This is a genomic window from Pilimelia columellifera subsp. columellifera, assembly GCF_039532605.1.
Taxonomy (GTDB): domain Bacteria; phylum Actinomycetota; class Actinomycetes; order Mycobacteriales; family Micromonosporaceae; genus Pilimelia; species Pilimelia columellifera.
Genome location: NZ_BAAARY010000001.1, coordinates 157505 through 183835, shown reverse-complemented (window position 1 = coordinate 183835; position 26331 = coordinate 157505). Strand labels below are relative to the sequence as shown.

The window sequence follows — 26331 nt, the reverse complement described above, 5'->3', positions numbered from 1 at the left end:
CGCCGCGCTGGGCGACGCCGTTGGCTGCCGCGTCGGCTCAGCGGTGGTCGTGCGGAAGGCTGGCGCCGTGGGTCGGTCCAGCCCGCGGTCTGTTGTCGAGTTCAGCTGAAGTTGGGCGCGGTGAAGTCGCCCATCTCGTCGAAGTCCGCTTCTCCTTCGAGCAGGGCCCGCACTTCTGACTCGCGGAAGCGGCGGTGGCCGCCGGGCGTGCGGATGCTGCCGATCCGCCCGGCCGCCGCCCACCGCGTCACCGTTTTCGGATCGACGCGGAACAGCGCGGCCACCTCGCCCGGTGTCAGCAGACGATCTCCTGTGTCCACGAATCCCTCCTCGCGTCGGTGAGGTATCCCCGGCCAAGTTCCTTCGTCCGTGTGACGGCACGGGCCTCTTCATAGGGATGTACGCCTATTAGAGCACCGCCATTAGGAGATGTCCGACAAACAAGGAAAACGTATTTCTTGTCCTGTAGACCACTAAGATTTGCGAACATTGCGAGGCTCTGCGACCTGCGTCGCCTGCTGTCCCATGCGCGGCAAAGGGCGACTATGGTCACCAGACGTGGACCACATCGATCGCCTGCTCATCGGAATGCTGCGGGACAACGCCCGGCTCTCGTACGCCGAGCTCGCCCGGAAAGTAGGGCTGTCAGCGCCGTCGGTGCACGACCGGGTGGGCAAACTTGAGGCCAGCGGCGTCATCAAGGCGTACCGGGCTGACATCGCGCTTGAGGCCGTCGGCCTTGGCGTCACCGCCATGATCGGCGTCATCCAGGTAACCGGGCACGAGATCGACGACATGGCCGAGGAACTGCGCGCCCTCACCGAAATCGAATCCTGCTACTACGTCGCCGGCGCCGAGGCGTTCCAACTGGTGGCCAGGGTCGGCACCATCGCCGACCTGGAGCAGCTCATCGGTCGGATCAACCGCGTCCCGGGGGTCGCCTCGACCCGCACCGTCATCGCCTTGTCGACCAAGTGGGAGCACCGTCCGCCACCGGCCGGCCCGCCCGACGTGTCGCTGGACCGGGCAGGCCGCAAGGACGACGACTAGCCGACGCAGCGGTGGCGCGGGGTGTCAACCCCGCGCCACCGTCAAGCTCAACGTGCCATCGTCCAAAAACAGGTCAGTGGCGGAATGAGCGCCGGTATGTCGGACGGCGGCCCGGACGCTGCCGCTCCTCGAAGGTCTCCACCTTCACCGGCTCGCCCGAAGGCTCCTGAGCGCCGGTGATCTCGGCCAGGGCGTCGTCGCCCGGGCGGACCCTCGTCTGGGCGGGCTCGACGCCAGCCTGGGTCATCATCTTCAACGTCGACTGCCGCTGCTTGGGCAGCACCAGCGTCGCCACGGAGCCGGACTCGCCCGCGCGGGCGGTCCGACCGGCCCGGTGCAGGTAGTCCTTCGGGTCCCGCGGCGGGTCGACGTGCAGGACTAAAGTCACCCCATCGACGTGGATGCCGCGGGCCGCCACGTCGGTGGCCACCAGCACGCTCATCCGGCCCTCCTTGAACTGGGCCAGCGTCCGCGTCCGCACCGCCTGGGTCTTGCCGCCGTGCAGGCCGGCTGCCCGCACGCCGACCTCGGCAAGCTGGTCGACGAGCCGGTCGACGGCCGCCTGGGTACGTGCGAAAAGAATCGTCCGGCCGCTGCGGGCGGCGATCGCCGCCGTCACCGGGAACTTCTCCCGCGGCGGGATGAGCAACATGTGGTGCTCCATCGTGTCGACGGCCGCGGTGCTCGGCGAGACCGAGTGCGTGACCGGGTCGACAAGGAAGCGCTTGACCAGCTGGTCGACGTCCGAGTCGAGGGTGGCCGAGAACAGCAGCCGCTGGCTTATCTGCGGCGTCTGCTCCAGCAGAGCGGTGACCTCGGGCAGGAATCCCATGTCAGCCATCTGGTCAGCCTCGTCCAGGACGGTGACCTCGATCGCGTCGAGTTTGCAGACACCGCGCTTGATGAGGTCGCCGAGCCGGCCCGGCGTGGCCACCATGAGGTGCACACCACGATCAAGCGACTCGATCTGCCGGTCGTACGGGACGCCGCCGATGGCGGTGGTCACGAACAGGCCGGCGGCCCGGGCCAGCGGCCGCAGCGTGTCAGCGACCTGGAAGGCCAGCTCACGGGTGGGGACGAGGATCAGTCCCAGCGGCTGACGCGGCGCCGGCCGGCCGAAGCTCATCAACCGGCCGAGCATCGGCAGGCCGAAAGCGAGCGTCTTGCCTGAGCCGGTCTGACCCCGGCCGAGGATGTCGCGGCCGCCCAGAGCGTCCGGGACGGTCGCCGCCTGGATCGGGAACGGTTCGGTGATACCACTCTCGGCCAACGCGGTGACCAGGGCGTCGGGGACGCCGAGCTCGGCGAAGGTCGTCGGCGCGACGGCCGGCGCTGCCGGCGCCGGCGCGCCGAGTTGTTCGGAGGTGGGGGTGAGGACGGGGGGGAACGTGCTGGGGTCAGCGGTCAGCGACACAGGTACCTCTCACGGTGGGGCGCGATCTCAGCGAAAGGCCCCGCGACATCCCCGTCCGGTCAGGTACCGGCCCGATGGTGTTCGTCGCTACTTGCCCGCAGCACGCCCATGGCAGCGCCCCGGTCAGGGCCAAATCACAGTCAGCCGGGGCGCGAAAGTTGGTCAACCTCCCGATTGTACGGGTTGACTGACGTTCTCGCCTAACCGTAAAGAATACTGTTGATCAACTCGGCGATCTGGCTGCCGGCCAACAGGCCCGCGATCACTCCGACGACGATCATGCCGCCGAGCATGCTGGCCCCGACAATCATCACCTTCCGGGTGCTCTGCTGGGTCTGTGGCGTCGGCGCGTCCATCCGCCCGTGGGCCAGGATGTGCCCGGTGAGCGAGCCGGTGCTCTCCGGGCTGCCCGCCGCCCGAAAGACCGTGCCAGCCCGTGGCGCTGCCTGTGGCACCGAGGGTGGCGCTGCCTGTGGAACGGCCCCGGGAACGGCCCGCGGCACGCCCGCGGCCCCGACGTATGACCCGCCGCGGTACGTCTTGCCCCGGGTCGGCGAAGCCACGCCCATCGCCGGCGGAGGCGGGAACGGCGGCGCCGGTCCAGGCATCGGCGGGATCGGAGACGGGCCAGGGCCCGGAGGAACGGGAGACGGGCCCGGGCTCGGCGGCGCGGGCGCTGGCGGCGGCGCGGGCGGGGGTGTCGGCGGTCCCGGGACCGGCGGCGTGGGTGGTCCCGGCGCCGGCCCCGGCGATGGCTCAGGGGCCGGCCCGGGCCCGGGCGGAGGCGTCGGGCTCGGGAACGGCGGCTCCGGCGTCGGCGCCGGCTCTGGACGCCGCGGCGGTTCAGCGGGTTTGGGCGGCTCGGCGGGGCGCGGCGGTTCAGCGGGTTTGGGCGGCTCGGCGGGGCGCGGCGGTTCAGCGGGTTTCGGTGGCTCGGCGGGGCGCGGCGGTTCAGCGGGTTTCGGTGGCTCGGCGGGGCGCGGCGGTTCCACCGGCCGCGGCGGCTCGGTGGGGCGCGAAGGTTTGGCTGGGCGCGCCGGTTTAGCCGGGCGCGCTGGCTTGGCCGGCTCGGATGGCTCGGCGATCGTCGCGGACTTCGCCGCCGCGACGCCCTTCGGCTGCCGCGTTCGTTTCGGGGCCGTGGTCGGCGTCCGTTGCTCGGCGGTCTTGCGCGCCGCGGCGCGCTTGCGCGGCGCGGCAGGCTTGGCAGCCTCGACAGGCGATGCCGCGGCGGATTGGCCCGCAGCGGGCGGTTGGTCTGCCGCGGACGGCGTCGGGGCCGTGGCCGGCGCGGCGGCCGTGGCCGGCGCTGGCGCGCCTGTTCCTGCCGCGTCGAGGGTGTCGATCCCACCTGAGGTCGCTGCTGGCTCCGGCTGCTTCATGCGCCCTCCTGTGGGCTCGCGACGCCATCGTGGACGTCATCGACCACTGTTGCTGAAGTTCTACCGTGCCATGGCGAGCGCCACTGTGGTCGGGGCGCCAGAGGATTGCCGCTATCGGGGGCCTCGCTGAGCGTCACCAGGCGGACACTCCAGCGCCTGAACCGCTCGGCGCCGGAACCTGCGGCGTCGGGGAGGCTGACACCGCAGGCTGCCGCGATGCCGGTGGCGTGACGGTGGCCTGCGGGCTCGCGGTAGCGCTGGGCGGCGGTTGCGACGTAGCCGTGGCCGTCGGCGTCGGCGTCGGCGTGGGGGTCGGCGTCGGATCCGGATCGGTATCCGAGGGTGGGCGGTCTGGTGGGCCGGGTGGCAGCGGTAGCGGTCCGGGTTTCTCGTCGACGACCTCCCCCGGGAAGATCCGGGTCGCGGCGAAGAACGACGACCACCACACCCGCTGCACGCGGACCCTCTCGCCGGGCGACGGGGCATGGACAACCCGGCCCCGGCCGATGTACAGGGCGACGTGGCTGACGCCCGCCGCCCGTCCCCCGGGGCTGTAGAAGATCAGATCTCCCGGCAGTAGCTGGGCGCGGTCGACGGTCTGGTGTTTGGTGGCCTGGTACTGGTCCTTCGCCACCCGGGGGAGGCGATGGCCGACCGACCTGAACGCCTTCAGCATGAGGCCCGAGCAGTCCCATGCATTGGGGCCCTCGGCAGCCCAGACGTACGGATCGCCGACCTGACGGAGCGCGAACCTGGCGGCCCGGACGGCCTTCGCGTGCGGGCGAAGGCCGTCTACCTCGCTCTGGAACTTCTCCCCGAGGTACTTCTCGTAGCGGTCCCGTTCCCGATCGGCGGTAGCGATCTCGCCGGCGTTCTCGCGCCGCAGCCGAAGGAGCCGCCGTTCCTGCGCGCCGTAGCTCTTCTTCAGCTTGGCGTGTCGTCGTGTGACGTCTTTGAGTTTGGCCTCGGCGGCGCCGACGGCATCCTTGGCTGCCTGCGCCGACTGCTCGGCACGGGCCAGCATCGCGGAGGCGCTCGACGGGTTGCCGCCCCGGCCGCGCAGCACTCCCAGCTGGCTCAGGTCAGCGTCGAGAACGTCGAGGGGCATCGCGGCAGCGCTGCGGTAGGCGCTCTTGACGGCGTCCTGGGTCGTCAGCCGTACGCGCTCCAGCGTCGCGGTGGCGTGGGCCAGCTCGGCTCTGGTCCGCGCGAGCTCGATGGCGGCGCCGTCGTGCTCCAGCTTCACGGCGAGCAGCTCCTGGCCGAGCCGACCGACCTCGGCCCCGAGGCTGGCGAGGTCGGTCGCGAGTTTGCCCATCGTCGGAGCGGACGCCGCCGTGCCGCCGACGCTCTGACCGCCGGGAAGTCGCAGGGGCCCGCTGGGCACCGGGCGGGCGCCGTCATTGGGCGGAGCGGGTGGTTTCTGGGCTGCCGCCGCCGGCGCCGCCAGGCCCAGACCGGCCCAGAAGGTGGCGCCAACGAGCGTGCTACACGCCAGAGACCATCGCAGGTCTCGTGGTGTTCGCATCGTCAATGCCCTCTCCGTTGTCCGCCGTCCTCACTGCATCGACGGGCGTGACCCCCTCGCCGGTTCCCTGCCGGGATCCGGTGTGGTGCGACGCATGTCAACAGGAGCGCGGAGAGCCCCGGTTGATTCGTCTCCGTGGCTTTTCCGGCCGCGCGGTTGTTTCGCCCCTCACCTATTACCCGCCCAACCCCTGCGCTGTCGACACGGGCAATTGCTGCAAATCCCGAGCTATTGGTAGGTAACGGTTGGGCGCGGTGGCACAATGCGCAAAACCCCAGTCGACATATCGGGAAAGTCGACGGCTGGGGCGGCGTCGTCGGGCCGTCGGATGTACGACGTAGGCTCAGGTGACGGCACGCGTCATGGTGGAACCGCCGGCTCGGCCGGGCCGACGCCATCAGGCGGGGTCGCTGGCTGACCAGCGGCGGGCGTCAGGAAAGGTGGACGGCATGACGGGCGATGCTCAGGGGGGCGCTGCGATGGACCAGGGTCTTAAGCGCGAGATCGAGGCGAAGGTCTACGCCGGCGAGCGGCTCGAGCGCTCCGACGGCGAGGCCCTGTACGCCTGCGACGACCTGGCCTGGCTCGGCCGTCTCGCCCACCACCGGCGCACCGAGCTCAACGGCGAGCGGGTGATGTTCAACGTCAACCGTCACCTCAATCTCACCAACGTCTGCTCCGCCAGTTGCGCCTACTGCTCATTCCAGCGCAAGCCGGGCGAGAAGGACGCGTACACGATGCGGATCGAGGAAGCCGTCCGCAAGGCCAGGGAAATGGAGGACGAGCAGCTCACCGAGCTGCACATCGTCAACGGCCTGCACCCGACCCTGCCCTGGCGGTACTACCCGAAGGTGTTGCGCGAGCTGAAGGCCGCGCTGCCGAACGTCTCCCTCAAGGCGTTCACCGCCACCGAGGTCCAGTGGTTCGAGAAGATCAGTGGCCTTTCCGCCGACGAGATCCTCGACGAGCTCATCGACGCCGGCCTGGAATCGTTGACCGGCGGCGGCGCCGAGATCTTCGACTGGGAGGTTCGCCAGCACATCGTCGACCATGCCTGCCACTGGGAGGACTGGTCCCGTATCCACCGGCTCGCCCACAGCAAGGGCCTGCGGACGCCGGCGACGATGCTCTACGGACACATCGAGGAGCCCCGGCACCGGGTCGACCACGTGATGCGGCTGCGCGAGCTCCAGGACGAGACCGGCGGATTCGCGGTCTTCATCCCGCTGCGCTACCAGCACGACTTCCACGACGCCCAGGACGGCAAGATCCGCAACCGGATCCAGGCCCGGACGACGATGGCCGCCCCGGCCGAGTCGCTCAAGACCTTCGCCGTCTCCCGTCTCATGTTCGACAATGTTTCGCACGTCAAGTGCTTCTGGGTGATGCACGGGCTCTCGGTCGCCCAGCTCTCGCTCAACTTCGGCGCCGACGACCTCGACGGCTCGGTCGTCGAGTACAAGATCACGCACGATGCGGATGAGTACGGGACTCCCGCCACGATGGGACGCGAGGACCTGCTCACACTGATCTGGGACGCCGGCTTCCAGCCGGTCGAGCGCAACACCCGCTACCAGGTGGTGCGCGAGTACGACCAGCCCACGCCGTTGGCGCAGCGTCGCTCCGAGCCCCAGCAGGTCTGGGCGTGACCGAACCCACGACAGCCAGGTTCCCGCGTCGGGATGAGCATCGACGGATCGTCGCCCTGACTGACCTCACGGCGTTGCTCCTGGCCGCGGTAGTCGCCGGCGCCGCCGTCCTGATCGTCCTCGACCTCGCCTTCCAGGCCCTCGGCGGCGCCCGGTTCGGCCAGGAGTCGGGTTGGCTGGCGGTGGTCGCCCCCTTGATGATCATCGTGGAGGAGTTCCGGACGTGGTCCGGCTGGGCGCGGGTGCCGGTGGCGCTGCTCGCGGCGACGGTGGCTTTCCTCGCCTCCCTGGTGGTGGTCGCGCTGGCGGACGGTCTGCCGCCGCTGGCGTCCGGGGCGCTCGGCGCGGCCGCCTTCGCCCTTGTCTACGCGCCGTTGTGGTTCCACGGGGTGAGGCTGGCGGCGGGTCCGGTCGCCGAGGTGAAGGAGTGAGCCGCCAGTGAGCGCTTCGGTGAAGTACACAGTGGCCAGGCTGGCGCTGTTCGTCGGTATCGCCGCGGCGATGATGCCGTTGCCGCTGGACCTGTTCGTCAAGCTGATGATCGCGATTCTGGTGTCGGCGGCGGCGTCGTACTTCGTGCTGCGCCGGCTCCGGGAGCAGGTCGCCGAGGAGTGGGCGGTCGCGGCCGACCGACGGCGTGAGCAGAAGGCCAAACTGCGCGCCGCGCTGGCCGGCGAGGACGCTCCCGCCGACGCCTCTAAATAGTGTCGAAAGGGTTCAAAAGATCGACGCCGGTGGCGGCGACGTCGGCGACCGGGGTGGCGGGCCCGTGCCGGTCATGCGCAATTCGCTGGCTCCAGGGGGTGCGCCAGCACTAATGTGATCGGCCCAGGTCACGACGTCACGACCCGGGGGTGCCCCACGATGACCGAGCCCACCCACACGCCGGCCCAGGACCTCCACACTGAGTTGACCGCTGAGCGCGACCACCTCGCTGCCTCCCGCGCCGCGCTGCACGCCATGCGGATGCGGGCCGAGCAGATGTACGCCGCCGGCCACACCGTCGCCGGGGACCCGTTCGCCGCCGAGATGCTCGGCATCGCCCTGGCCCGCCGGGTGGCGGAGCTGGCCGACAGTCAGACCACGCCGCTGTTCTTCGGTCGCCTCGACCTTGACGGCGCCACCGTCGCCGATGACACCGGCGCCGAGCACGGCGAGGTGGTCAGGGGCAGGTTCTACGTGGGCCGCCGGCATGTGTCCGACGATGCTGGCGAGCCGATGGTGCTGGACTGGCGGGCGCCGCTGTCGCGCACGTTCTACCGGGCCAGCGCGTCCGCCCGGTTGGGCGTGACGACGCGTCGCCGGTTCGGTTTCAACGACGGTCGGCTCACCAGCTTCGAGGACGAGCGGCTGAGCCTGGGACAGGAGCTGGGCTCGGCGAGCCGCTTGCTCACCGAGGAGATCGAGCGGCCTCGCGTCGGGCCGATGCGTGACATCGTCGCCACGATCCAACCCGAGCAGGACGAGCTGGTCCGGGCCCCGTTGGAGGTGAGCATCTGTGTCCAGGGAGCGCCCGGCACCGGCAAAACCGCCGTGGGCCTGCACCGGGCGGCGTTTCTGCTGTATCTGCACCGGGAACGCCTGCGGCGCTCGGGTGTGCTCATCGTCGGCCCGAACTCCGCGTTCCTCGGGTACATCGCCGCCGTGCTGCCGGCGCTGGGCGAGCTGGAGGTCGCGCAGTCCACGATCGACGAGGTGATCGCCCGTGGCCCGGCGCGCGGCGCGGACGGCGCCACATCGCAGGTCATCAAGCACGACGCTCGGATGGCTGAGGTGCTGCGCCGGGCGTTGTGGGCGAAGGTGACCCGGCCGGAGGGGCCGATCCAGGTCTCCGACGGCTCGTACCGGTGGCGCGTCGACGCCGGGGTGCTGGCCCGGATCGTCGATGACGTCCGCCGGGAGGGTCTGCCGTACGCGCTGGGACGGGACCGGGTCCGGGCGCGGGTTGTCGCGTTGCTGCAGTTGCAGGCTGAGTCCCGCGCCGGGGAGTCGCCGACCGAGGCGTGGCAGCGCCGGATGGGCAGGTCGAAGCCGGTGGCCGAGTTCCTCGACGGCTGCTGGCCGGCGGCGACGCCAGAGAGGCTGTTGTGGGAGCTGCTGTCAGACGCGCGCCGGCTGGCCGCGGCTGCCGGCGGCCTCCTCACCGATGCGGAGCAGGCGGCGCTGGTCTGGGCGAAGCCGGCCCGCACCCCGAGGTCGGCGAGGTGGAGCGCCGCCGACATGGTGCTGCTCGACGAGCTCGCCGGACTGATCGAACGGCCGGCGAGCCTCGGCCACGTCATCCTCGACGAAGCCCAGGATCTGTCGCCGATGCAGTGCCGGGCGATCGCCCGACGCACCCCGCACGGCTCGGTCACCGTCCTCGGCGACCTGGCCCAGGGCACCAGCCCGTGGGCCGCCGCGGACTGGGCCGACACCATGGCCCATCTGGGCAAGCCGGACGCCGGGATCGTTCCGTTGACCACCGGTTTCCGAGTCCCACATGTGGTGGTGGAGCTGGCGAACCGTCTCCTGCCCTTCCTCGGCGTCAACGTTCCCGGCGGGGTGTCGCTGCGCCACGACGGCGAGTTGACCATCACCGCCGTCGACGACCTGACCACGGCCGTCGTGGCTGAGGTGCGGCGGGCCGGGCAGCAGCCGGGGTCGATCGGCGTGATCGCCCCCGACGCCCTGGCCGCCGGGCTCCGTGACGCCCTGACGGCCGCTGGCGAGACGCCCGGCGTGGAGGTCGGTGGGCCGCTCGCGGTGGTGCCGGCGACCGTCGCGAAGGGTCTGGAGTACGACCACGTCGTCGTCGTCGAGCCGGCTGTCATCGTCGGAGCGGAGGAGCGCGGACTGCACCGCCTCTATGTTGTCCTCACCCGCGCGGTGTCCCGGCTGAGCATCCTGCACACCGAGCCGTTACCGGTCGCGTTGACCGTTTGAGCCCACCAGCTGTGAGGTGTACGGACCGTCGGTCCGGTGGCGCGTCGTGTGCGCGGCCGTCACGCCCGCGGTGAGGACGCGCTGGGTGCGCGGACGGTCGCCGAGCTGCTCCGTCAGCGCCTGCAGGGCCAGCTCCACCAGGGCGACGGGCTCGCGGTGGGTGACGCATACCTCCACCAGCCACTGGACGTACTCGGTGAACACGTGGTCGTCGTCGAGGCAGACGGCGCTGGTGAGGAAGTCGACGATCCGGTCGAGCTCGTCGATGGCGTTCTCCAACCGCTCGGGGGAGAAGCGACGCAGCGCGGGGTACCGCTGGATGAGGATCTTGATGACCTGGTCCACCAGGCGCCAGCGGTCCCGGCTGAGTCGGGCGTGCTCGTCGTTCGCCGATGGCTCGATGTGCTTGCGAGCGAGCGGGGGTGGCCATTCTTCGAGGAGGTCGGCGGCGGCCAGGGCGTCCGGCGCCCAGGCGTCAGCGCCGATCCGGTACGTCAGCCGGCCGGCGGCGCCGAGGGCGGCGCCACCGACGAGCGTCGGCACCCCGGCGTGGTGGCATACCTGCACGGCCCGTCGCACTTCGGGGAGCCGGCTGGACATGGTGGCGGAGAAGAGGGCGCCGGCCGGCCGTACGTCGGCAAGGTACGGGCCGATGTCGCTGACCGGCACGCAGGCCCCGAGGAACCGCACCTGCCAGCCGCGCAGGCGCAGGACATCGCTCACGATCCTGGCCGGGAGGGCGTGCCATTCGCCCTCCGCGCAGGCGACGATGAGATCACCACGCCCGGTGGGCGTGGGGTGGTTACGTTCGACGATGGCGGCGAGGAGTCGTTCGCTGATGTAGCTGGCGACATGCTCGTCGGCCACCGACAGCTGGTCGCGTTGCCACCGATCGCCGACCCGTGCCAGAGCCGGCGCGACCAGCTCGACCAGCAGCCGCTCCGGTGGGATTCCCGCGTCGAGGCACCCCCGGACCTGGCCGAGGGCCGCGTCCTCGTCGGGCTCGGTGAGGTGCCTCAGCAGGGTCTGCTGGTCGTCATTGGTGATGAGAGCCATGGTCGCCCCTTCCATCGGCCGCCGAGCTGGGCCATTGCGGGGCCTGTGCTTGGCGCGGGGGACGGGACCGGACCTCTGCCTACCGGGCGCCAAAGGTCGGAGTTTTCTGGCATTTTGATGCCTTTTGGCATCTTCCAACGTAGCAAACGACGGCGTCCTGACGCGAGCGAAGCCGGGCGACCAGAGCCGCAGGTGGAAGGGTCACCGGGTGGCCACGACGGCGTCCGACTACCGTTGGCGGGATGAGCCGGCTCCAACGGCCGCGGGTCGGTCACATCCAGTTCCTCAACTGTCTGCCCCTGTACTGGGGTCTCATGCGTTCCGGCGCGCTTATCGACGTCGAGCTTCACAAGGACTCCCCGGACCAGCTCAACGCCGCGCTCGTCGCCGGCGACCTGGACATCGGTCCCATCTCGCTGGTGGAGTACCTGCGCAACGCCGACGACCTGCTGCTGTTGCCGGATCTAGCGGTGGGCAGCGACGGCCCGGTGCTGTCAGTCAACCTGGTGACGTCCCGACCCCTGGACCAGCTCGACGGCGCACGGGTCGCCCTCGGCTCCACCTCGCGGACCGGCGTCCTGCTGGCCCAGATGCTGCTGGCTGAGCGGCACGGCGTCCGGCCCGCGTACTTCCGTTGCCCGCCCGACCTCACGCAAATGATGTTGGAAGCCGACGCCGGCGTCCTCATCGGAGACGTGGCGTTGCGCGCCTGGCACGACGCCCCGGCCGGGCTCCAGGTGCTCGACCTGGGTCAGCTGTGGCGGGACTGGACCGGCCTGCCGATGGTCTTCGCGGTCTGGGCGGTCCGGCGGGAGTTCGCCGTGGCGCACCCGGGTCTGGTCAAGGACGTGCACGAGGCGTTCCTGCGCTCGCGGGACCTGTCGCTGGGAGCGCTCGACGAGATCGCGGCGGCCGCCGCCCGCTGGGAGCAGTTTGACGCTGGCGCGCTGGCGGCCTACTTCCGGGCGATCGACTTCTCGCTCGGGGACCGTCAGGTCGCTGGACTGCGGGAGTTCGCACGCCGGGCCGCGCGCGCCGGAGAGGCGCCGCAGCTTCCGGCCAACGGCCCGCGCTTCATAGACGACCCCGTGCCCTGACGTTTCTGAGGCACACTTGGCGTGTGACGCCAGCCGTGACAATTCTGGATGATCCCGCGCGTATCGCCGAGCTACATGAGTACGGGCTGCTCGACGCGCCTGCCGACCGCGAGCTGGAGGCGGTGCTACGGGCGGCCGCAGCCGTCGCCGGCGTTTCCACCGCCACGATCAACCTCATCGACGCGACCCGCCAGTGCCAGATCACCACCGTCGGTTTCCAGGGCGCGGACTCGCCCCGCGCCGAGTCGATGTGCGCCATCAGCCTTGCTGTCGGCGGCTTCGTTCACGCGCCCGACGCCAGCGCTGACCCGCGCTTCGCCGCCAACCCCTGGGTCGACGGTCGGATCGACGCCGTCCGACTGTACGCCGCGGCGCCGCTGGTCACTCCGACCGGACACGCGCTGGGGACCCTGTGCGTGTTCGACGCCGTCGCCGGGCACCTGGACCAGGAGCAGCGGGGCCGGCTGGAGGACCTGGCGATGGTCGTGGTCGCGCTGTTCGAGCGTCGCCGGCAGGCGCGGATCGAACGGGAGCTGGCCGACCAGGCTGAAGCGGCCCGGATGGCCCTGGCACGCGCGCACACCGAGCTCCAACAGGTGCATGCGGACCTCTCGTTGCGCACCCGCCAGCTCGACGCCACGGTGAACGACCTGCGCCGTTCGAACGAGGAGTTGCAGGCCTTCGCCGCCGTGGCCAGCCACGATCTCAAGGCGCCGTTGGCGGTGATCGGCGGTTACCTGGAGGAGATGGCCCACTCGTACCGGGACCGGTTGGACGCGCCCGCCCTGGGTTGGCTCGCGACCATGCGCAACGCGACCTACCGGATGGACGAACTCATCAACTCGCTGCTCGGCTACGCGCAGGCCGGCGCCACGGTTCTGCGGGCGGTCCCTACGTCCCTGGGCGACCTGGTCGGGATGGTCCTCGAGGATGTCCAACCGTGCCTGGCGGTGGTCGACGCCAGGGTCGAGGTCGTCGGCGAGTTGCCGGTGGTCTTGTGCGACCCGGTCCTGGTACGGCAGCTGTTGCAAAACCTCATCGCCAACGCGGTGAAGTTCAGCGATCCGGATCGACCGCCGCGGATCACCATCGTTGGCCGTCGCGTCGATGGCGGTTGCGAGGTCGCGGTCGCCGACAACGGGTCCGGCATCCCGGCCGACGACCGAGCCAGGATCTTCACCATGTTCAGCCGGCTCAACACCAAGGTCGGCGGGCACGGCATCGGGTTGGCCACCTGCCAGCGGATCGTCGAGCGCCACGGCGGCCAGATCCGGGCCGACGAGACCCCCGGCGGTGGGACCACCATCCATTTCACGCTCGTCGACCAGCACGAGCGCGGCTGACGTGGCCCGATCCTGGGCCAGCGGAGGGTCAGCGGACGCGAAGTTGGGCGCCGACGCTCTGGCAGATCGCCGCGCCGTGGGTGTAGTCGAGCGCCGCGGGGTACCGGGTCATCACCCCGACGCTCCACCCGTCGCCCACCGCCAGACAGTTGACCTCGTACAGGCCGGAGTCGTCGCGGACGACCCAGCCGTTCTTGATGGCGATGGTTTCCCTGGCGCTGGCCGGGAACGCCTTACGGACTCCAAAATCCCCGACGCCGCGGACCAGGCGCATCTCCTGGAGCAGCCAGGACGTCCACGCCCTGCCGGCGGCTCGGCCGTCGGCGATGCAGCCGCCGAGGCGCGCGACATCGCGAGGGGAGAGCCTGATGAGGCTCCAGTTGGCGTCGCTGCGGCTGTCCGTCATCCCGCAGCTGGCGATCATGCGTTCGCCGGAGCTGAGGCCGCCGTTGATCTCGTACAGTTCGATCGCGGTGTCGTTGTCGCTGTCGCGGATCATGGTGCTCAGCTGGCGGAGCCGTGTGACGCTGGGCTCGCGACCGGCTTCGTCGACGCGGCGTAGGTAGTCCGCGGCGATCCACGCTTTGACCAGGGACGCGGTATGGCTGGTGGCGCTCATCCGTTTCGATCCGTAGACCTCGCCGGTGCGGTGGTCGAGCAACGCCCACTCGGCGAACCGGGCCCCGGTGATCTTCACCGGGCCGGGCCGGACAGCCAACGGCGACGGGCTCGGCGACGGGGCCACGGTGGGACGTCCGGCGCCCTCGCCGGCCTGCCCCGGCGCGGCCTGCCCGGGGGTCGACTGCCCACCGCCGAGCCAGCGGGGCGCGGCCTGCAAGGGAGCGCCCGGAATGAACCGCATGCCGGCGACGGCGAGCAGACTCACGGTGAGCAGCAGCGCGCCGGAGAGGACCACGCGAGGGGTCCGAGATGCGGCGCGGGACGCCGACCGGGTGCGGCGATGCATGGAGGAAGGCTCCGGGGGAGTACGGGGGAAGAGTGAAATTCAAGTCTACGCATGGCGCGTCGCCGGCTGACAGCGCCCGGGAGGGGGTAGGGCGATTCGATCGTGATGTCTGGCCGATCGGGGGCCGGCGACGATGCGCCTTGTGACACCTCTTGGCGAGATGGACACCCGCCTGTAACACTTGGCGGGTGTACGGCAACGATTTCGATCCTGACCAGCGGCCGGCCGCTGCGGCCAACCGCGGCACGGACGATCCCGACTACGCGCACGCCGCCGCCCGCGAGGGCCTGCTCGGCGAGGTCGCCGCGGCTGAGTCCGCGCTGGCCGAGGCCGCCGCGCGCCGGGTCGGCGACGCCGCCCCGCCGCTCAGCGACGACGAGGCGGCGCTTCAGGCGTACTTCGACGCCGTCATCGCCGCCGACCAGAAGATCGAGCCCCGTGACTGGATGCCCGAGGCGTACCGCAGGACGTTGATCCGGCAGATCGCCCAGCACGCCCACTCCGAGATCATCGGGATGCAGCCCGAGGGCAACTGGATCACCCGGGCGCCCTCGCTCAAGCGCAAGGCGATCCTGCTGGCCAAGGTCCAGGACGAGGCCGGCCACGGCCTGTATCTCTACGCCGCCGCCGAGACGCTGGGCATCACCCGCGAAGAGCTGGTCGACCTGCTCATCTCCGGCCGGCAGAAGTACAGCTCGATCTTCAACTACCCGACGCTGAGCTGGGCTGACGTCGGCGCCATCGGCTGGCTGGTGGACGGCGCGGCGATCGTCAACCAGGTCCCGCTGTGCCGCTGCTCCTATGGCCCGTACGCCCGCGCGATGATCCGGGTCTGCAAGGAGGAGTCCTTCCACCAGCGGCAGGGCTACGAGATCATGCACGTGCTCGGCAATGGCACGCCCGCGCAGCGGGCCATGGCCCAGGACGCCCTGAACCGCTGGTGGTACCCATCGCTGGCGATGTTCGGCCCGCCGGACGCCGACTCGACCCACTCAGCCCAGTCGATGGCCTGGAAGATCAAACGCTTCTCCAACGACGAGCTGCGGCAGCGCTTTGTCGACATGTGCGTCGACCAGGTCAAAGCCCTCAACCTGACTCTCCCCGACGACGGCCTGCGCTGGAACGACGAGCGCGGTCACCACGATTACACCGAGCCGGACTTCGACGAGCTCATGGACGTCGTCCGAGGCAACGGCCCGTGCAACCGGCAGCGGATGGCCCACCGCAAGGCCGCCCATGACAACGGCGCCTGGGTCCGCGAGGCCGCCGCGGCGTACGCCGCGAAGAAGACCAGCGCGAAGGAGACCGTCTCCGTATGAGCACCCAGCCCGAGCCGCTCTGGGAGGTCTTCGTCCGTCCCCGCCGGGGCCTGTCCCACACCCACGTCGGCAGCCTGCACGCCCCCGACGCCACCATCGCCCTGCGGCACGCCCGGGACCTGTACACCCGCCGGCAGGAGGGCGTCTCGATCTGGGTGACGCCCGCCGCGCAGATCACCGCCTCCAGCCCGGACGAGAAGGACGCCTTCTTCGAGCCGGCCGCCGACAAGGTCTACCGGCACCCCACCTTCTACGACGTCCCGGACGGGGTGGCCCACCTGTGACGGCCACGACCCAGGCCACCGGCCTGTTCGACTACCTGCTCGCCCTCGGCGACGACGCCCTCGTCACCGGCCAGCGGCTCGGCGAGTGGTACGCCTCCGCCCCCGGCATGGAGGAGGACATCGCCCTGGCCAACATCGCCTTGGACCAGGTCGGCGCCGCCCGGTTGCTGCTCTCCTACGCCGCCGAGGCGTCCGCCACGGCGATGCCGGCCCGCGCTGACGGCCCGTTGCCGTTCGTCCACGACGGCCCCCTCGACGAGGATGTCCTGGCGTACCTGCGCGACGACCGCCAGTACCGCAACGTCCAGCTCGCCGAGCTGCCCAACGGGGACTTCGCGCACACGATCGTCCGGCTGCTGCTGCTGTCGGCGTACCAGAAGCTGCGGTACGACACCCTCGCTGGCAGCGCCGACGCCCGGATCGCCGGCATCGCCGGCAAAGCTCGCAAGGAGTCGGCCTACCACCTCGACCACGCCACGGTGTGGACGGTGCGCCTGGGCGACGGCACCGACGAGTCGCACGCCCGGACGCAGGCCGCGCTCGACGCGCTGTGGCCGTACACCACCGAGCTGTTCGCCCCCGACCCGCAGCTCGCCGACCTGACCGAGGCCGGAGTCGCCGTCGACCCCCCCAGCCTGCGCGAAAGCTGGACCGCGGTCGTCGAGCCGGTGCTCGCCGAGGCCACTCTCACCGTCCCGGACACCGCCTGGACGCCCGGCGGCGGGCGGCGCGGCATGCACACCGAACACCTGAGCTTCCTGCTCGCCGAGATGCAGTCGCTGTACCGGGCGCACCCCGGCGCGAGCTGGTGATCAAGCGGTGATGGCGATGGCTGGCACAGCCTGGGAGGCCGCGGCGACCGTGGTCGACCCGGAATTGCAGGTCGTCACCATCGCCGACCTGGGCATCCTTCGCGACGTGCGGGCTGAGGGCGGTCACGTCACCGTCACCATCACCCCCACCTACAGCGGCTGCCCGGCCATGGACGCCATCCGCGACGACGTGCTCACCGCGCTCGCCGCCGCCGGACACCGGGACGCGCAGGTCGTCACCGTCCTCGACCCGCCCTGGAGCACCGACGACATCACCGACGCCGGCCGGGCCAAGCTCGCCGCCGCCGGGGTGGCCCCGCCCGCGCCGGTCAGCGTCGACGGCGGGCCGGTGCCGCTGCGACTGTCGGTCGCCTGCCCGCGGTGCGGCTCGGGCGACACCGAACAGATCAGCCGGTTCGGCTCCACCGCGTGCAAGGCGCTGTGGCGTTGCCGCGCCTGCGCCGAACCGTTCGACCACCTGAAAAGCCTGTAGAAGGAGCACCTGTTGTCGGGCGTCACGATCTCCAAGCCGGTGAAGCGTCGGCCGGTGTTCCACCCGCTGCCGGTGGCGGCCATCGACCGGCTCACCGACGAGGCGCTCGCCATCACCTTCGCCGTCCCGGACGAGCTGCGCGACGACTACGCCTTCTCCGCCGGCCAGCACCTCACCGTCCGGCGGATCGACGCCTCCGGCGAGGACGTGCGCCGCTCCTACTCGATCTGCTCCACCCCGGCCGACCTCGCCGAACGCGGCGTCATCCGGATCGGCGTGAAAGCCATCGCCGGCGGCTCGTTCTCGGCGTGGGCGGCGGCGAATCTGCTCGTCGGCCAGGCGATCGAGGTCATGCCCCCGCTGGGGCACTTCACCACCGACTTCCACCCCGGCCGGGCCCGCTCGTACGCGGCGGTGGTAGCCGGCTCCGGGATCACCCCGGTGTTGTCGCTGGCCGCGACGGCGCTCGCCGTCGAGCCCCGCAGCACCGTCACCCTGCTGTACGGCAACAGGTACGCCCGTAGCGTCATGTTCGTGGAGGAACTGGCCGACCTCAAGGACCGCTACCCGACCAGGCTCCAGATCGTGCACGTGCTGTCCCGCGAGCCGCAGGACGCCGAGCTGCTCTCGGGTCGCCTCGACGCCGAGCGGTTGACCCGCATCCTCGACGCGATCCTGCCGGTCGAGTCGGTGGACGAGTGGTTCCTGTGCGGCCCGTACGACATGGTCGAGGGCGCCCACAAGCTACTCGACGAACGTGGCGTGCCGAAGGCGTCCGTCCACAGCGAGCTGTTCTATGTGGCCTCCGCCCAGCCGGCGCCCGCTCGGCCGCCGGAGGCCGATGCCGGTCCGGGCGCAGAGGTCACCATCGTGCTCGACGGCCGGTCGTCGTCGTTCACCATGAGCCACCGCGAGCGGGTCCTCGACGCGGCGCTGAAGGTGCGCGCGGAGCTGCCGTACGCGTGCAAGGGCGGGGTGTGCTCCACCTGCAAGGCCAAGGTGGTCTCGGGCCGGGTGGAGATGGCGCAGAACTACGCGCTGGAGCCGGACGAACTGGCCGCCGGGTACGTGCTGACCTGCCAGTCGACGCCGGTGACCGATGAGCTGACGGTCGACTTCGACGCCTGATCGATGGGGCGACGGCCTGTTGCGCGCCGCCCTCGACGTCGTTGTCCGCCAGCATGGCCCGGCGGTCTGCCCGATTCGATCCACTTTCAGCTGATGTGTACCGACGGCACGTCGAAGCCGTTGAACGCGCTCGCATAGGCCGTCGTGTACGCGCCCGTCGAGCCGATGAACACGGTGTCGCCCACTGTGAGATCAGCGGACAGCTCCACGTCGTACAGGATGGTGTCCTGGCTGTCGCAGGTCGGACCGGTCAGGTGGTAGAACAGCCGGGCGGCGCTGGCGCGGCTGTCGGTCACCGGGTACCGCAGCTGGTTGCCGGTTTCGAGGGCCTCCATAAGGCCGTTGAAGGCCCCCACGTCCAGGTGCAACCAGGTCGCGGCGCCTCGCCGGGCCACCCCGATCACGGTGGTGGTCAGCGTGCCGGCCTCGGCGGCCAGGTGCCGGCCGGGCTCGGCGACCAGCCGCACCGGGTACGGCAGCAGCGTCGCGATCGCCGCTGAGATCCGGTCGCCGAACCAGGCGATGTCCGGCGCCGGGTCCTGGTACCCGACGGGGAAACCGCCGCCCAGGTTGAGCATCGTCAGCCGGATGCCGTCGCGGTCCAGCTCGCGCATCAGCTCCCCGCACTCCTTGATCGCCTGCGCCCAGGGTTCGGGGTCGAGCATCTGCGAACCGACGTGGAAAGCCACCCCGTGCGGGCTCAGGCCGCGACGGCGCGCGTCCCGCAGCAGGTCGGCGGCGGTGGCCACGTCGACGCCGAACTTGCCTTCGCTGGCGACGGCGCTCGCCGACCTGGGGACGGCCAGCCTCACGTACACCCGGGCGCCGGGGGCGTGGGTGGCGAGCTTGTCCAGCTCGGCGACGCTGTCGAAGGCGAACCGGTCCAGCCCACGGGCCCAGGCGTGGGCGATGTGGGCGGGCGGCTTGACCGGGTTGCTGAACAGCACGTCCGGCGGGTCGATGCCGATCGCGACGAGCTGATCCAACTCCGCGGCTGACGCTACTTCGAACGCGCCGCCGAGGCCGGCGATCCGGCGCAGCAGCGCCGGGTGCGGGTTGCACTTCATCGCGTAGTAGATAGCGGTGTCCGGCAGCGCGGCCGACAGCCGCCGGTAGGCGGCGTCGACAGCGTCGAGGTCAAGGGTCAGATAGGGGGTGGGGGGCACGAACGGGCTCCGTTCAACGGCAGGGGACGGGTCGAGCCAGCGGCGGCGTAGCGCCAGGCAGGCTGCGGCCAGGAGGTAGAAGACGATGTCGGCGCCGACCTTGCCGACCACCAGCCCGGCGGCGAGCTGCGGGACCAGCAGCGGGCCCAGGTACATCAGCGACGGTCGGACCAGCAGCGAGTCGGCGGCCTCCGCCGGGCCGAACTCAACGACCAGATCCCGCGCCGTCCGGGCCGCCACCCTCAGCCGGAGGCGCCATCGAGGCCCGGGGGCGGCGGTTGCGAGATGCCGACGTGCCTCGACTGCGGCGAAGTAGCCGTAGAATCCGATGTTCTCGCCCAGCGCCCCGGCCAGCGCCGCGACCGCGAGCGAACCGGTCGCCGCATGGGCGAGGAGGCCGCTGGCCAGCGCGGTCGCCGTGCCGAGCAGCTCCGCCGGCAGGTACCGCAGCAGCCAGCGACCAGCGACAATTGGCATATTCCACATCAGACACTCAACGATCGGGATCAAGCGTGCGCCTCGCCGGCACGGCCGGCAGACCCTAGCGGACCACGGTTGCAGCGCGGACCAGGGTCGCGACGCTACGACTCCGCGTTGTCGGCGAGCCGGCGGTATGGCGCCCGCAGGACGTCCACCAGGGGAATATGACGGACCGTGACCGGCGGCGGCGCGAGCGAGCGCAGCAGCAGCTCCGGCGTCCCCGTTGCCGGGACGGCCACCCGCTCACGCAGCTCGGCCAACGACATCCCGCACGAGTACCAGTCCGCCGGCGTCAGGGGCGCCCCGTCGTCGGCGTCATCCGACTCTGCCCGCGCGTCGCCGGTCGGCAGGACCGTTGGCGAGCGCAGCGCGTCCAGCAGCTCCTGCCGGTCACGCCCCCGCCAGGCCAGCACCAGGAACGGGTCGTCGTCGAACGCCTCGGCCAGCAGGTAGAGCGCCGCCGACAGGTGTTTGCAGGGCGAGCCCCAGTCCGGGCAGGCGCAGTCCAGGTCGAGCCGGTCCGGAAACAGCGGGTGCCCGGCGGCGGCGAACACGTCGACGATCTCGGGCGGCATCTCGCCAGCCAGGAGCAGCGCCCGGAACCGGGCCTGCGAGCGCAGCGCCGCGTACACCGCCGCCCAGGCGTCGGAGTCGAAGACCGGAATCCGGACGGTGGCCTGGTACGGGTCGGGCCGCGAGCCCTGCACGAGCGCGGTGACCACCCCCGGCGCCACCGACAGGTAGAGCACCTGCCCCTTGCGGGCGTACGCCCGGCCGCGCGTCAACCGTCCCCCGTCGCAGATCGACTCCAGCAGGTCGGTGAAGCGGCGGGACCACCACCGCGCGCCGATCCGGCCGCGCTGGCTGCGGGCTTTGATCCCGTCGACCGCGATCGGTTTGCTGGCCTCGAACCAGCCGTCGGGCCCCACCGGCATCAGGCCACCGCCGACTCGTCCAGGGCGAACAGCTCGCGCAGCTGCCCGGTGGACAGCTCGCTGACCCACGCCTCGCCGGCGCCGACCACCGACTCCGCCAACGCCTTCTTGCGTTCGATCATGGCGTCGATCCGTTCCTCCAGGGTGCCCGCGCACAGGAACTTGCGCACCTGGACGTCGCGGCGCTGGCCGATCCGGAACGCCCGGTCAGTGGCCTGGTCCTCGACGGCCGGGTTCCACCAGCGGTCGAAGTGGACGACGTGATTGGCGGCGGTGAGGTTGAGGCCGGTGCCGGCCGCCTTCAACGACAACAGGAAGATCATCGGCTGGTCGTCGTGCTGGAAACGGTCGACCAGGGCATCCCGTTGCTTCTTCGACAGGCCGCCGTGCAGCCAGAGCACCGGCCGGTCCAGCCGGGCCTCCAGGTGCGGACGCAGCATCGTGCCCCACTCGGCGTACTGGGTGAAGACCAGCGCCTTGTCCCCGTCGGCGACGATCTCGGCGGCCAGCTCCTCCAGGCGGGCCAGTTTGCCGGAGCGGCCGGCCAGCCGCGAGCCGTCCTTGAGCACGTGCGCGGGGTGGTTGCACACCTGTTTGAGCCGGGTCATCGCGGCGATGACGTTGCCCCGCCGCTCGATCCCCTCGCTGCCCTCGATGACCGCCAGCATCTGCTCGGTGACCGCCTTGTAGAGGCTGGCCTGCTCGGTGGTGAGCGGGCACCACACCTTCATCTCCTGCTTCTCCGGCAGGTCGTCGATGATGCTCTTGTCAGTCTTGAGTCGGCGCAGGATGAGCGGGCCGGTGGCCCGGCGCAGCGCGGCGGCCGCGTCGGCGTCCCCGCGTGCCTCGATCGGCTCCTGGTAGCGCTGGCGGAACGCCGCCACCGGCCCGAGCAGGCCCGGGTTGCAGAACTCCATCAGCGACCACAGCTCCGCCAGGTGGTTCTCCACCGGGGTGCCGGTGAGCGCCAGCCGGCTGCGGGCCCCGATGGCCCGCACCGCCCGCGCCTGCCGGGAGTTGCTGTTCTTGATCGCCTGGGCCTCGTCGCAGACCACCCGCTCCCAGGTGTGCGCCGCCAGGCTCGCGACGTCCCGCAACGCCGTCCCGTACGTGGTGATGACGAGGTCGTGGTCGGCGATGGCGGCGGTCAGCTCGGCGTCGCGGTGGCGGCCGGTCCCGTGGTGGACGTAGACGCGCAGGCCCGGGGTGAACCGGGCGGTCTCCTTCTGCCAGTTGCTCACCAGCGACATCGGGCAGATGAGCAGGGTCGCGCCGACCTGGGCGCCGCCGGAGCGCTCGCGGGCCAGCAGGGAGAGCGTCGACGGGGACTTCCCGAGACCCATGTCGTCGGCGAGAATCCCGCCGATGCCGATCGAGGACAGGAACGACAGCCAGGACAGTCCGCGCTCCTGGTACGGGCGCAGCTGACCGACGAATCCTGGCGGCGTCGGTGTCGGGGTCAGCCGGGCGTCCCCGGCCAGCAGCTCGCCGAGCAGCCCGTCGGCGTCGACGGCGACCAGCGGTAGGTCCGCCTCGCCCCCGGCGGCGACCTCGCGAAGCGCCTCGGCCGCCGTCATCCGCCCGGAGCGGCGTCGCCGCAGGAGTGCCAGCGCCGACCTGAGCTGACCCTCGTCCAGCTCAACCCAGCGCCCGCGGACCTTGATGAGCGGCGCCTTGAGCCGGGCCAGCTCGGCCAGCTCCGCCTCGGTGACGGTCTCGTCCCCGAGCGCCAGCTCGAGCCGGAAGTCGACCAGCTGCTCGACGCCCACACCCCCGGCGACCACCGCGCCCGGGGACGCCGGCGAGGCGGCAGTCCGGGTGGACAGTCGCAGCCCCAGGCCGCGCCGACCGGCCCAGGCCGGCAGCTGCACCCCGAAACCGGCCGCGGCCAGCAGCGGGGCGCTGTCACGCAGGAACGCGAATGCCCCGGCGGCGTCGGTGACCAGGGCCTCGGGCGCGGACTCGCGCAGGGCGGAGTCGAGGGCAGGGAAGAGGCGCACCGCCCGGCCGAGTCCGGCCAGCAGGGCTTCGTCGGGGCGTTCTGGCAGGCCCGGATGGCGAGCGCCGGCCCACAGATCGGCGGCCGACAGGGCCAGGCTGGGGTCGGCCCGCGACTGGAGCGAGAACTCCACCCGCCACTCGTCCACAGGGTTATCCACAGAGTTATCCACAGGCTCGTCCACAGGTTCGACGAGTCGGAACGTCAACCGGAACGTGGCGTCGGTCTCGTTCGCGGCGGCCAGCCAACGGGCCAGATCCGCGGCGAGCGCCGTGGCGGCCGTCGGGTCGGTTGGCCCCACCTGGGCGTCGGCGGCGGTCAGCGACCACAGCCAGCGGTCCGCCAGCGCCGCCTTCGCCCCCGGCCGCGCCCAGCGCAGCAGCCGGTCGGGCATCGCCACCCGGGCGGCGGCGTCCACGAGGGCGTCCAGCGCGGCGCCGACCACCCGGGCTGCCGTCGCGTCGCTGCCGTCGCCGGCCGCCACCGGCTCCGCCACGCAGACTCGCGGCATCGCCAGGGTCAGCTCCCGGTAGGCGTTGAGATCGGCGCCGGTCAGCACCGGGCGCCACCGGCCGGAATGTCCGTCGGCCTCCGCGACCAGCTGCGGCAGCAGCCTTCCCCGCCGGACCAGGCCGACCGCGTGCGAGGAGAGCAGACCCAGGAACCGCAGACTGGTGGCCGGGCGTAGGTCGTCATCGGTGGCATGGGCGTCGACGGCGGTCAGCAGCGACAACGCCTGATCCGGCGGCAGCAGCACGACCGGCACGCGCCACCGGCCCGGACGGGCCGCCCGACCGGGCCGGGCCAGCTCCACCTCCGGCGACGGAACCGGCCCCGACCGGTACGACGGCAGCTCCAGCACGATCTCGGCCGGCTCGCCGTCCACGAGGTTGGCCAACTGCTGCGCTGTCGCCGCGAACGGGTGCGACGGGGCAGCCTTCGCGGCTCGTCGGGTCACCGGCATGGACGCCGCGTCGGGGTCTTCGGCCCAGACCGCCAGCGACCGGTCGAGCCACGCCCCGTGCAGGGTCAGCACCCCAACCTCCCTCGTCGCCGACAGCGCGGTGAAGTGTAGCCACGCCCCGACCGACGGCGCCGAACAGTTGACGGCGCACGCCGTCTCCAGTAGACCGACAGGCGCACGCTGTCGTCTCCCGAGGAGGACCCATGTCGATGCGTCGTCTGCCTGTCCGGCTGGCGGTGGCGTTCTGCGCCGCCGGGCTGGCCGCCGTGGCCGGGGCGGCTCCCGCCGTCGCCGGCCCCGTCCCGACCGTCGCCGGGCCGGCCGATCCGCCGGTCCCGCCGCCGACCCAGGGTTTCTGCGGCTACCAGCCGACGCCGGCCGACCCGCCGGCCCGACCCGTCCGGCTGCCCCGGGACCCGGCCGTCGTGCCGGCGACCGGCACGGCCAAGGTCCGGCTGGCGACCGCCGACGGCCCGATCACCCTCACCCTGGACCGGGCCAAGGCGCCCTGCACCGTGCAGAGCTTCCTGCACCTGGTCCGGCAGGGGTTCTACGACCGGACCAGGTGCCACCGGCTCACCGCCTACCCGATCCTGAGCGTGCTCCAGTGCGGCGACCCGTCCGGGACGGGCGAGGGTGGCCCCGGATACAAGTTCCGCGACGAGCTTCCGGTCGGCCTGCCCGACGCCCCGACCGACCCGACCGGCGCACGCAAGGTGTACGCCCGCGGCGTCCTGGCCATGGCCAACGCCGGCCCGGCCACCAACGGCAGCCAGTTCTTCATGGTCTACAAAGACTCCGCGCTGCGCCCGGACTACACGATCTTCGGCACGGTCCGGGCGGACGGGCTCGCCGCGCTCGACAAGGTCGCCGCCGCCGGCATCGTCCCGACGGCGGACAACCCGGCCCCGGTCGACGGCGCCCCGAAAGCCACCGCCGACATCCGTAGGGCCCGGCTCATCTGCTGCTGACGTCGGGGACGCGCCGGCGCGGCCCGATCTGGCCCGCGTCGGCGGGTCGGCATATGGTGCGGCACATGAACTTCTCCCCACGTCAGCTGTTCCGGATCGCCGCCGTCGCCGAGGCGTTCACCTGGCTCGGCCTGCTCGTCGGCATGTACCTCAAGTATGTGACCGAGACGACCCAGGCCGGTGTCTGGCTGTTCGGCCGGCTGCACGGCGGCCTGTTCGTGGTCTATCTGGCGGCGGCGCTGTGGGTCGCGCGCGCCGAACGGTGGGGTTGGTGGCGGACGTTGTTCGCGTTGGGCGCCTCGGTCCCGCCGCTGGCCACCGTGGTTTTCGACCGGTGGCTGGCCCGGCGGGACCCGGAGCGGCCCACCGCCGCCGCCACCGCCGGCTAGGACGTTCAGCCCAGGGTGATCTCGTCGAGGGCGGCCAGATCGGCGGCGTCGGGGGTCCAGGCGCCGGCGGCGACGTTCGCCCTGACCTGTTCCGGCGTGGTCGCGCCGGCGATCACCGAACTGACGACGGGCTGGGCGCCGAGCCAACCGATGGCGACGTCGAGCATGGTGCGGCCACGTTCGGTGGCGAACTTCTCCAGCGCCTCGATGGTGTCCCAGGGCGCGGCGGCCAGCCGGGCGGTGTAGCGGGGTCGGGCCATCCGGGCGCCGGCCGGGGCTGGCTCGTGTCGCCGGTACTTGCCGGTGAGCAGGCCGGACGCGAGCGGGAAGTAGGGCAGCAGCCCGAGCCCGTACCGCTGGCAGGCGGGGATGAGTTCGGCCTCGACGTCCCGGCGGAGCAGGTTGTAGTGGTCCTGGGCGCTGACGAAGCCGGTCCAACCGCGGGTGCGGGCGGTCCAGTCGGCGTCGCCCGCCTGCCAGCCGCTGAAGTTCGAGTGGCCGAGGTACCGGACCTTTCCGGAGCGGACCAGCCCGTCCAGCGCCGACAACGTCTCGTCGATGGGGGTCTGCGGGTCCGGATCGTGGAACTGGTAGAGGTCGATGTGGTCGACGCCGAGCCGGCGCAGCGATCCCTCCACCGCCCGGACGATGTAGCGCCGGGCGCCACGGGCCCCGAAGTCGACGCCGTTGAGCTGGCCGACGCTCATGCCGAACTTCGTGGCGATGACGACGTCGTCGCGCCGGCCGCGTAACGCGCTGCCGAGCAGCTCCTCGGAACGGCCGTGCGGGTCCCCGTAGAGGTCCGCGGTGTCGAAGAAGTTGATGCCTTCGGCGATCGCCGTGTCGACGACGGCGTTGACGCTGGTGAGATCGAGCCCCGCGCCGAACGAGTTGCAGCCGATGCCCACGGCCGACACCACCAGTCCTGACCCACCGAGCCGTCGGTACCGCATGGTTCTCCCGTCGTCGCGTGGGCGGTC

24 protein-coding genes are annotated in these 26331 nt (G+C 71.5%); 14 read left to right on the top strand and 10 right to left on the bottom strand.

Annotated features, from left to right (window positions below; translation table 11 throughout):
* Nucleotides 1–101: 101 nt before the first annotated feature.
* Nucleotides 102–320, bottom strand: coding sequence for a BldC family transcriptional regulator (locus ABD287_RS00890; protein ID WP_344166773.1), 219 nt, complete (start codon nt 318–320; stop codon nt 102–104).
* Nucleotides 321–558: 238 nt separating this feature from the next.
* On the opposite strand from ABD287_RS00890, the gene ABD287_RS00885 reads away from it, so the two are divergent.
* Entirely contained in the window at nt 559–1050 is a 492-nt protein-coding gene (locus tag ABD287_RS00885; protein ID WP_344166771.1) for an Lrp/AsnC family transcriptional regulator, read from the top strand.
* Between the two features lie 73 nt (nt 1051–1123).
* On the opposite strand, the gene ABD287_RS00880 is transcribed toward ABD287_RS00885, so the two are convergent.
* From ABD287_RS00880 to ABD287_RS00870, 3 genes are all read right to left on the bottom strand, one after another.
* Nucleotides 1124–2332 carry a DEAD/DEAH box helicase gene (locus tag ABD287_RS00880; protein ID WP_344167720.1) on the bottom strand — a complete coding sequence of 403 codons (1209 nt, stop codon included), beginning with the start codon at nt 2330–2332 and terminating at the stop codon, nt 1124–1126.
* A gap of 332 nt (nt 2333–2664) precedes the next feature.
* The gene (locus ABD287_RS00875; protein ID WP_344166770.1) at nt 2665–3072 is read right to left on the bottom strand and encodes a hypothetical protein; all 408 of its coding nucleotides are present in this window, start codon (nt 3070–3072) and stop codon (nt 2665–2667) included.
* 907 nt (nt 3073–3979) lie between these two features.
* Nucleotides 3980–5374, bottom strand: coding sequence for a C40 family peptidase (locus ABD287_RS00870; protein WP_344166768.1), 1395 nt, complete (start codon nt 5372–5374; stop codon nt 3980–3982).
* Nucleotides 5375–5853: 479 nt separating this feature from the next.
* Between ABD287_RS00870 and mqnE the strand changes: the two genes are divergently transcribed.
* From mqnE to ABD287_RS00850, 4 genes are all read left to right on the top strand, one after another.
* Nucleotides 5854–7023, top strand: coding sequence for an aminofutalosine synthase MqnE (gene mqnE / locus ABD287_RS00865; protein WP_344167717.1), 1170 nt, complete (start codon nt 5854–5856; stop codon nt 7021–7023).
* Nucleotides 7020–7454 (top strand): hypothetical protein, encoded by a 435-nt coding sequence (locus ABD287_RS00860; RefSeq protein WP_344166766.1) that lies wholly within the window; start codon nt 7020–7022, stop codon nt 7452–7454. Before mqnE ends, ABD287_RS00860 begins: the two co-directional genes overlap by 4 nt.
* 7 nt (nt 7455–7461) lie before the next feature.
* Nucleotides 7462–7728, top strand: a complete 267-nt coding sequence (locus tag ABD287_RS00855; RefSeq protein ID WP_344166764.1) for a DUF4229 domain-containing protein — start codon at nt 7462–7464, stop codon at nt 7726–7728.
* A gap of 159 nt (nt 7729–7887) precedes the next feature.
* On the top strand, nt 7888–9948 hold the full coding sequence (locus ABD287_RS00850) for a HelD family protein (protein WP_344166762.1): 2061 nt from the start codon (nt 7888–7890) through the stop codon (nt 9946–9948).
* On the opposite strand, the gene ABD287_RS00845 is transcribed toward ABD287_RS00850, so the two are convergent.
* On the bottom strand, nt 9925–11004 hold the full coding sequence (locus ABD287_RS00845; protein WP_344166760.1) for a cobalamin B12-binding domain-containing protein: 1080 nt from the start codon (nt 11002–11004) through the stop codon (nt 9925–9927). The genes ABD287_RS00850 and ABD287_RS00845 overlap by 24 nt on opposite strands.
* Before the next feature lie 242 nt (nt 11005–11246).
* On the opposite strand from ABD287_RS00845, the gene ABD287_RS00840 reads away from it, so the two are divergent.
* Together ABD287_RS00840 and ABD287_RS00835 are read left to right on the top strand one after the other, a co-directional pair.
* Complete coding sequence (locus ABD287_RS00840; RefSeq protein WP_344166758.1) at nt 11247–12101, top strand: menaquinone biosynthetic enzyme MqnA/MqnD family protein; 855 nt, start codon at nt 11247–11249, stop codon at nt 12099–12101.
* Nucleotides 12102–12124: 23 nt separating this feature from the next.
* Nucleotides 12125–13444 carry a sensor histidine kinase gene (locus tag ABD287_RS00835; protein WP_344166756.1) on the top strand — a complete coding sequence of 440 codons (1320 nt, stop codon included), beginning with the start codon at nt 12125–12127 and terminating at the stop codon, nt 13442–13444.
* A gap of 28 nt (nt 13445–13472) precedes the next feature.
* Here ABD287_RS00835 and ABD287_RS00830 read toward each other — a convergent pair whose 3' ends face one another.
* Nucleotides 13473–14411, bottom strand: coding sequence for a serine hydrolase (locus ABD287_RS00830; RefSeq protein WP_344166754.1), 939 nt, complete (start codon nt 14409–14411; stop codon nt 13473–13475).
* A 287-nt stretch (nt 14412–14698) separates the two neighbouring features.
* Here ABD287_RS00830 and paaA point away from each other — a divergent pair, with 287 nt between their 5' ends.
* Genes paaA through paaE form a run of 5 tightly spaced genes read left to right on the top strand, consistent with a single transcriptional unit; the run spans nt 14699 to nt 18447 of the window.
* Complete coding sequence (paaA, locus tag ABD287_RS00825; protein WP_344167714.1) at nt 14699–15730, top strand: 1,2-phenylacetyl-CoA epoxidase subunit PaaA; 1032 nt, start codon at nt 14699–14701, stop codon at nt 15728–15730.
* Entirely contained in the window at nt 15727–16014 is a 288-nt protein-coding gene (gene paaB, locus ABD287_RS00820; protein WP_344166752.1) for a 1,2-phenylacetyl-CoA epoxidase subunit PaaB, read from the top strand. Before paaA ends, paaB begins: the two co-directional genes overlap by 4 nt.
* Nucleotides 16011–16826 (top strand): 1,2-phenylacetyl-CoA epoxidase subunit PaaC, encoded by an 816-nt coding sequence (gene paaC, locus ABD287_RS00815; protein WP_344166750.1) that lies wholly within the window; start codon nt 16011–16013, stop codon nt 16824–16826. Before paaB ends, paaC begins: the two co-directional genes overlap by 4 nt.
* 16 nt (nt 16827–16842) lie before the next feature.
* Nucleotides 16843–17319, top strand: coding sequence for a 1,2-phenylacetyl-CoA epoxidase subunit PaaD (gene paaD, locus ABD287_RS00810; protein ID WP_344166748.1), 477 nt, complete (start codon nt 16843–16845; stop codon nt 17317–17319).
* Between the two features lie 12 nt (nt 17320–17331).
* Nucleotides 17332–18447 (top strand): 1,2-phenylacetyl-CoA epoxidase subunit PaaE, encoded by a 1116-nt coding sequence (gene paaE, locus ABD287_RS00805; protein WP_344166746.1) that lies wholly within the window; start codon nt 17332–17334, stop codon nt 18445–18447.
* A gap of 86 nt (nt 18448–18533) precedes the next feature.
* Here the strand turns inward: paaE and ABD287_RS00800 are convergent, their stop codons facing one another.
* The 3 genes from ABD287_RS00800 to ABD287_RS00790 all read right to left on the bottom strand — a co-directional run bounded on the left by ABD287_RS00800 (nt 18534) and on the right by ABD287_RS00790 (nt 24063).
* Nucleotides 18534–20090 carry a type III PLP-dependent enzyme gene (locus tag ABD287_RS00800; RefSeq protein WP_344166744.1) on the bottom strand — a complete coding sequence of 519 codons (1557 nt, stop codon included), beginning with the start codon at nt 20088–20090 and terminating at the stop codon, nt 18534–18536.
* Nucleotides 20091–20194: 104 nt separating this feature from the next.
* Nucleotides 20195–21028, bottom strand: coding sequence for an SWIM zinc finger family protein (locus ABD287_RS00795; protein WP_344166742.1), 834 nt, complete (start codon nt 21026–21028; stop codon nt 20195–20197).
* Nucleotides 21028–24063 (bottom strand): DEAD/DEAH box helicase, encoded by a 3036-nt coding sequence (locus tag ABD287_RS00790; protein ID WP_344166740.1) that lies wholly within the window; start codon nt 24061–24063, stop codon nt 21028–21030. The genes ABD287_RS00795 and ABD287_RS00790 overlap by 1 nt, the downstream gene beginning before the upstream one ends.
* A 131-nt stretch (nt 24064–24194) precedes the next feature.
* Between ABD287_RS00790 and ABD287_RS00785 the strand changes: the two genes are divergently transcribed.
* The gene (locus ABD287_RS00785; RefSeq protein WP_344166738.1) at nt 24195–24962 is read left to right on the top strand and encodes a peptidylprolyl isomerase; all 768 of its coding nucleotides are present in this window, start codon (nt 24195–24197) and stop codon (nt 24960–24962) included.
* A gap of 65 nt (nt 24963–25027) precedes the next feature.
* Nucleotides 25028–25351, top strand: a complete 324-nt coding sequence (locus ABD287_RS00780) for a DUF3817 domain-containing protein (RefSeq protein WP_344166736.1) — start codon at nt 25028–25030, stop codon at nt 25349–25351.
* A gap of 5 nt (nt 25352–25356) precedes the next feature.
* Here ABD287_RS00780 and ABD287_RS00775 read toward each other — a convergent pair whose 3' ends face one another.
* The gene (locus ABD287_RS00775) at nt 25357–26304 is read right to left on the bottom strand and encodes an aldo/keto reductase (RefSeq protein ID WP_344166734.1); all 948 of its coding nucleotides are present in this window, start codon (nt 26302–26304) and stop codon (nt 25357–25359) included.
* Between the last annotated feature and the right edge of the window lie 27 nt (nt 26305–26331).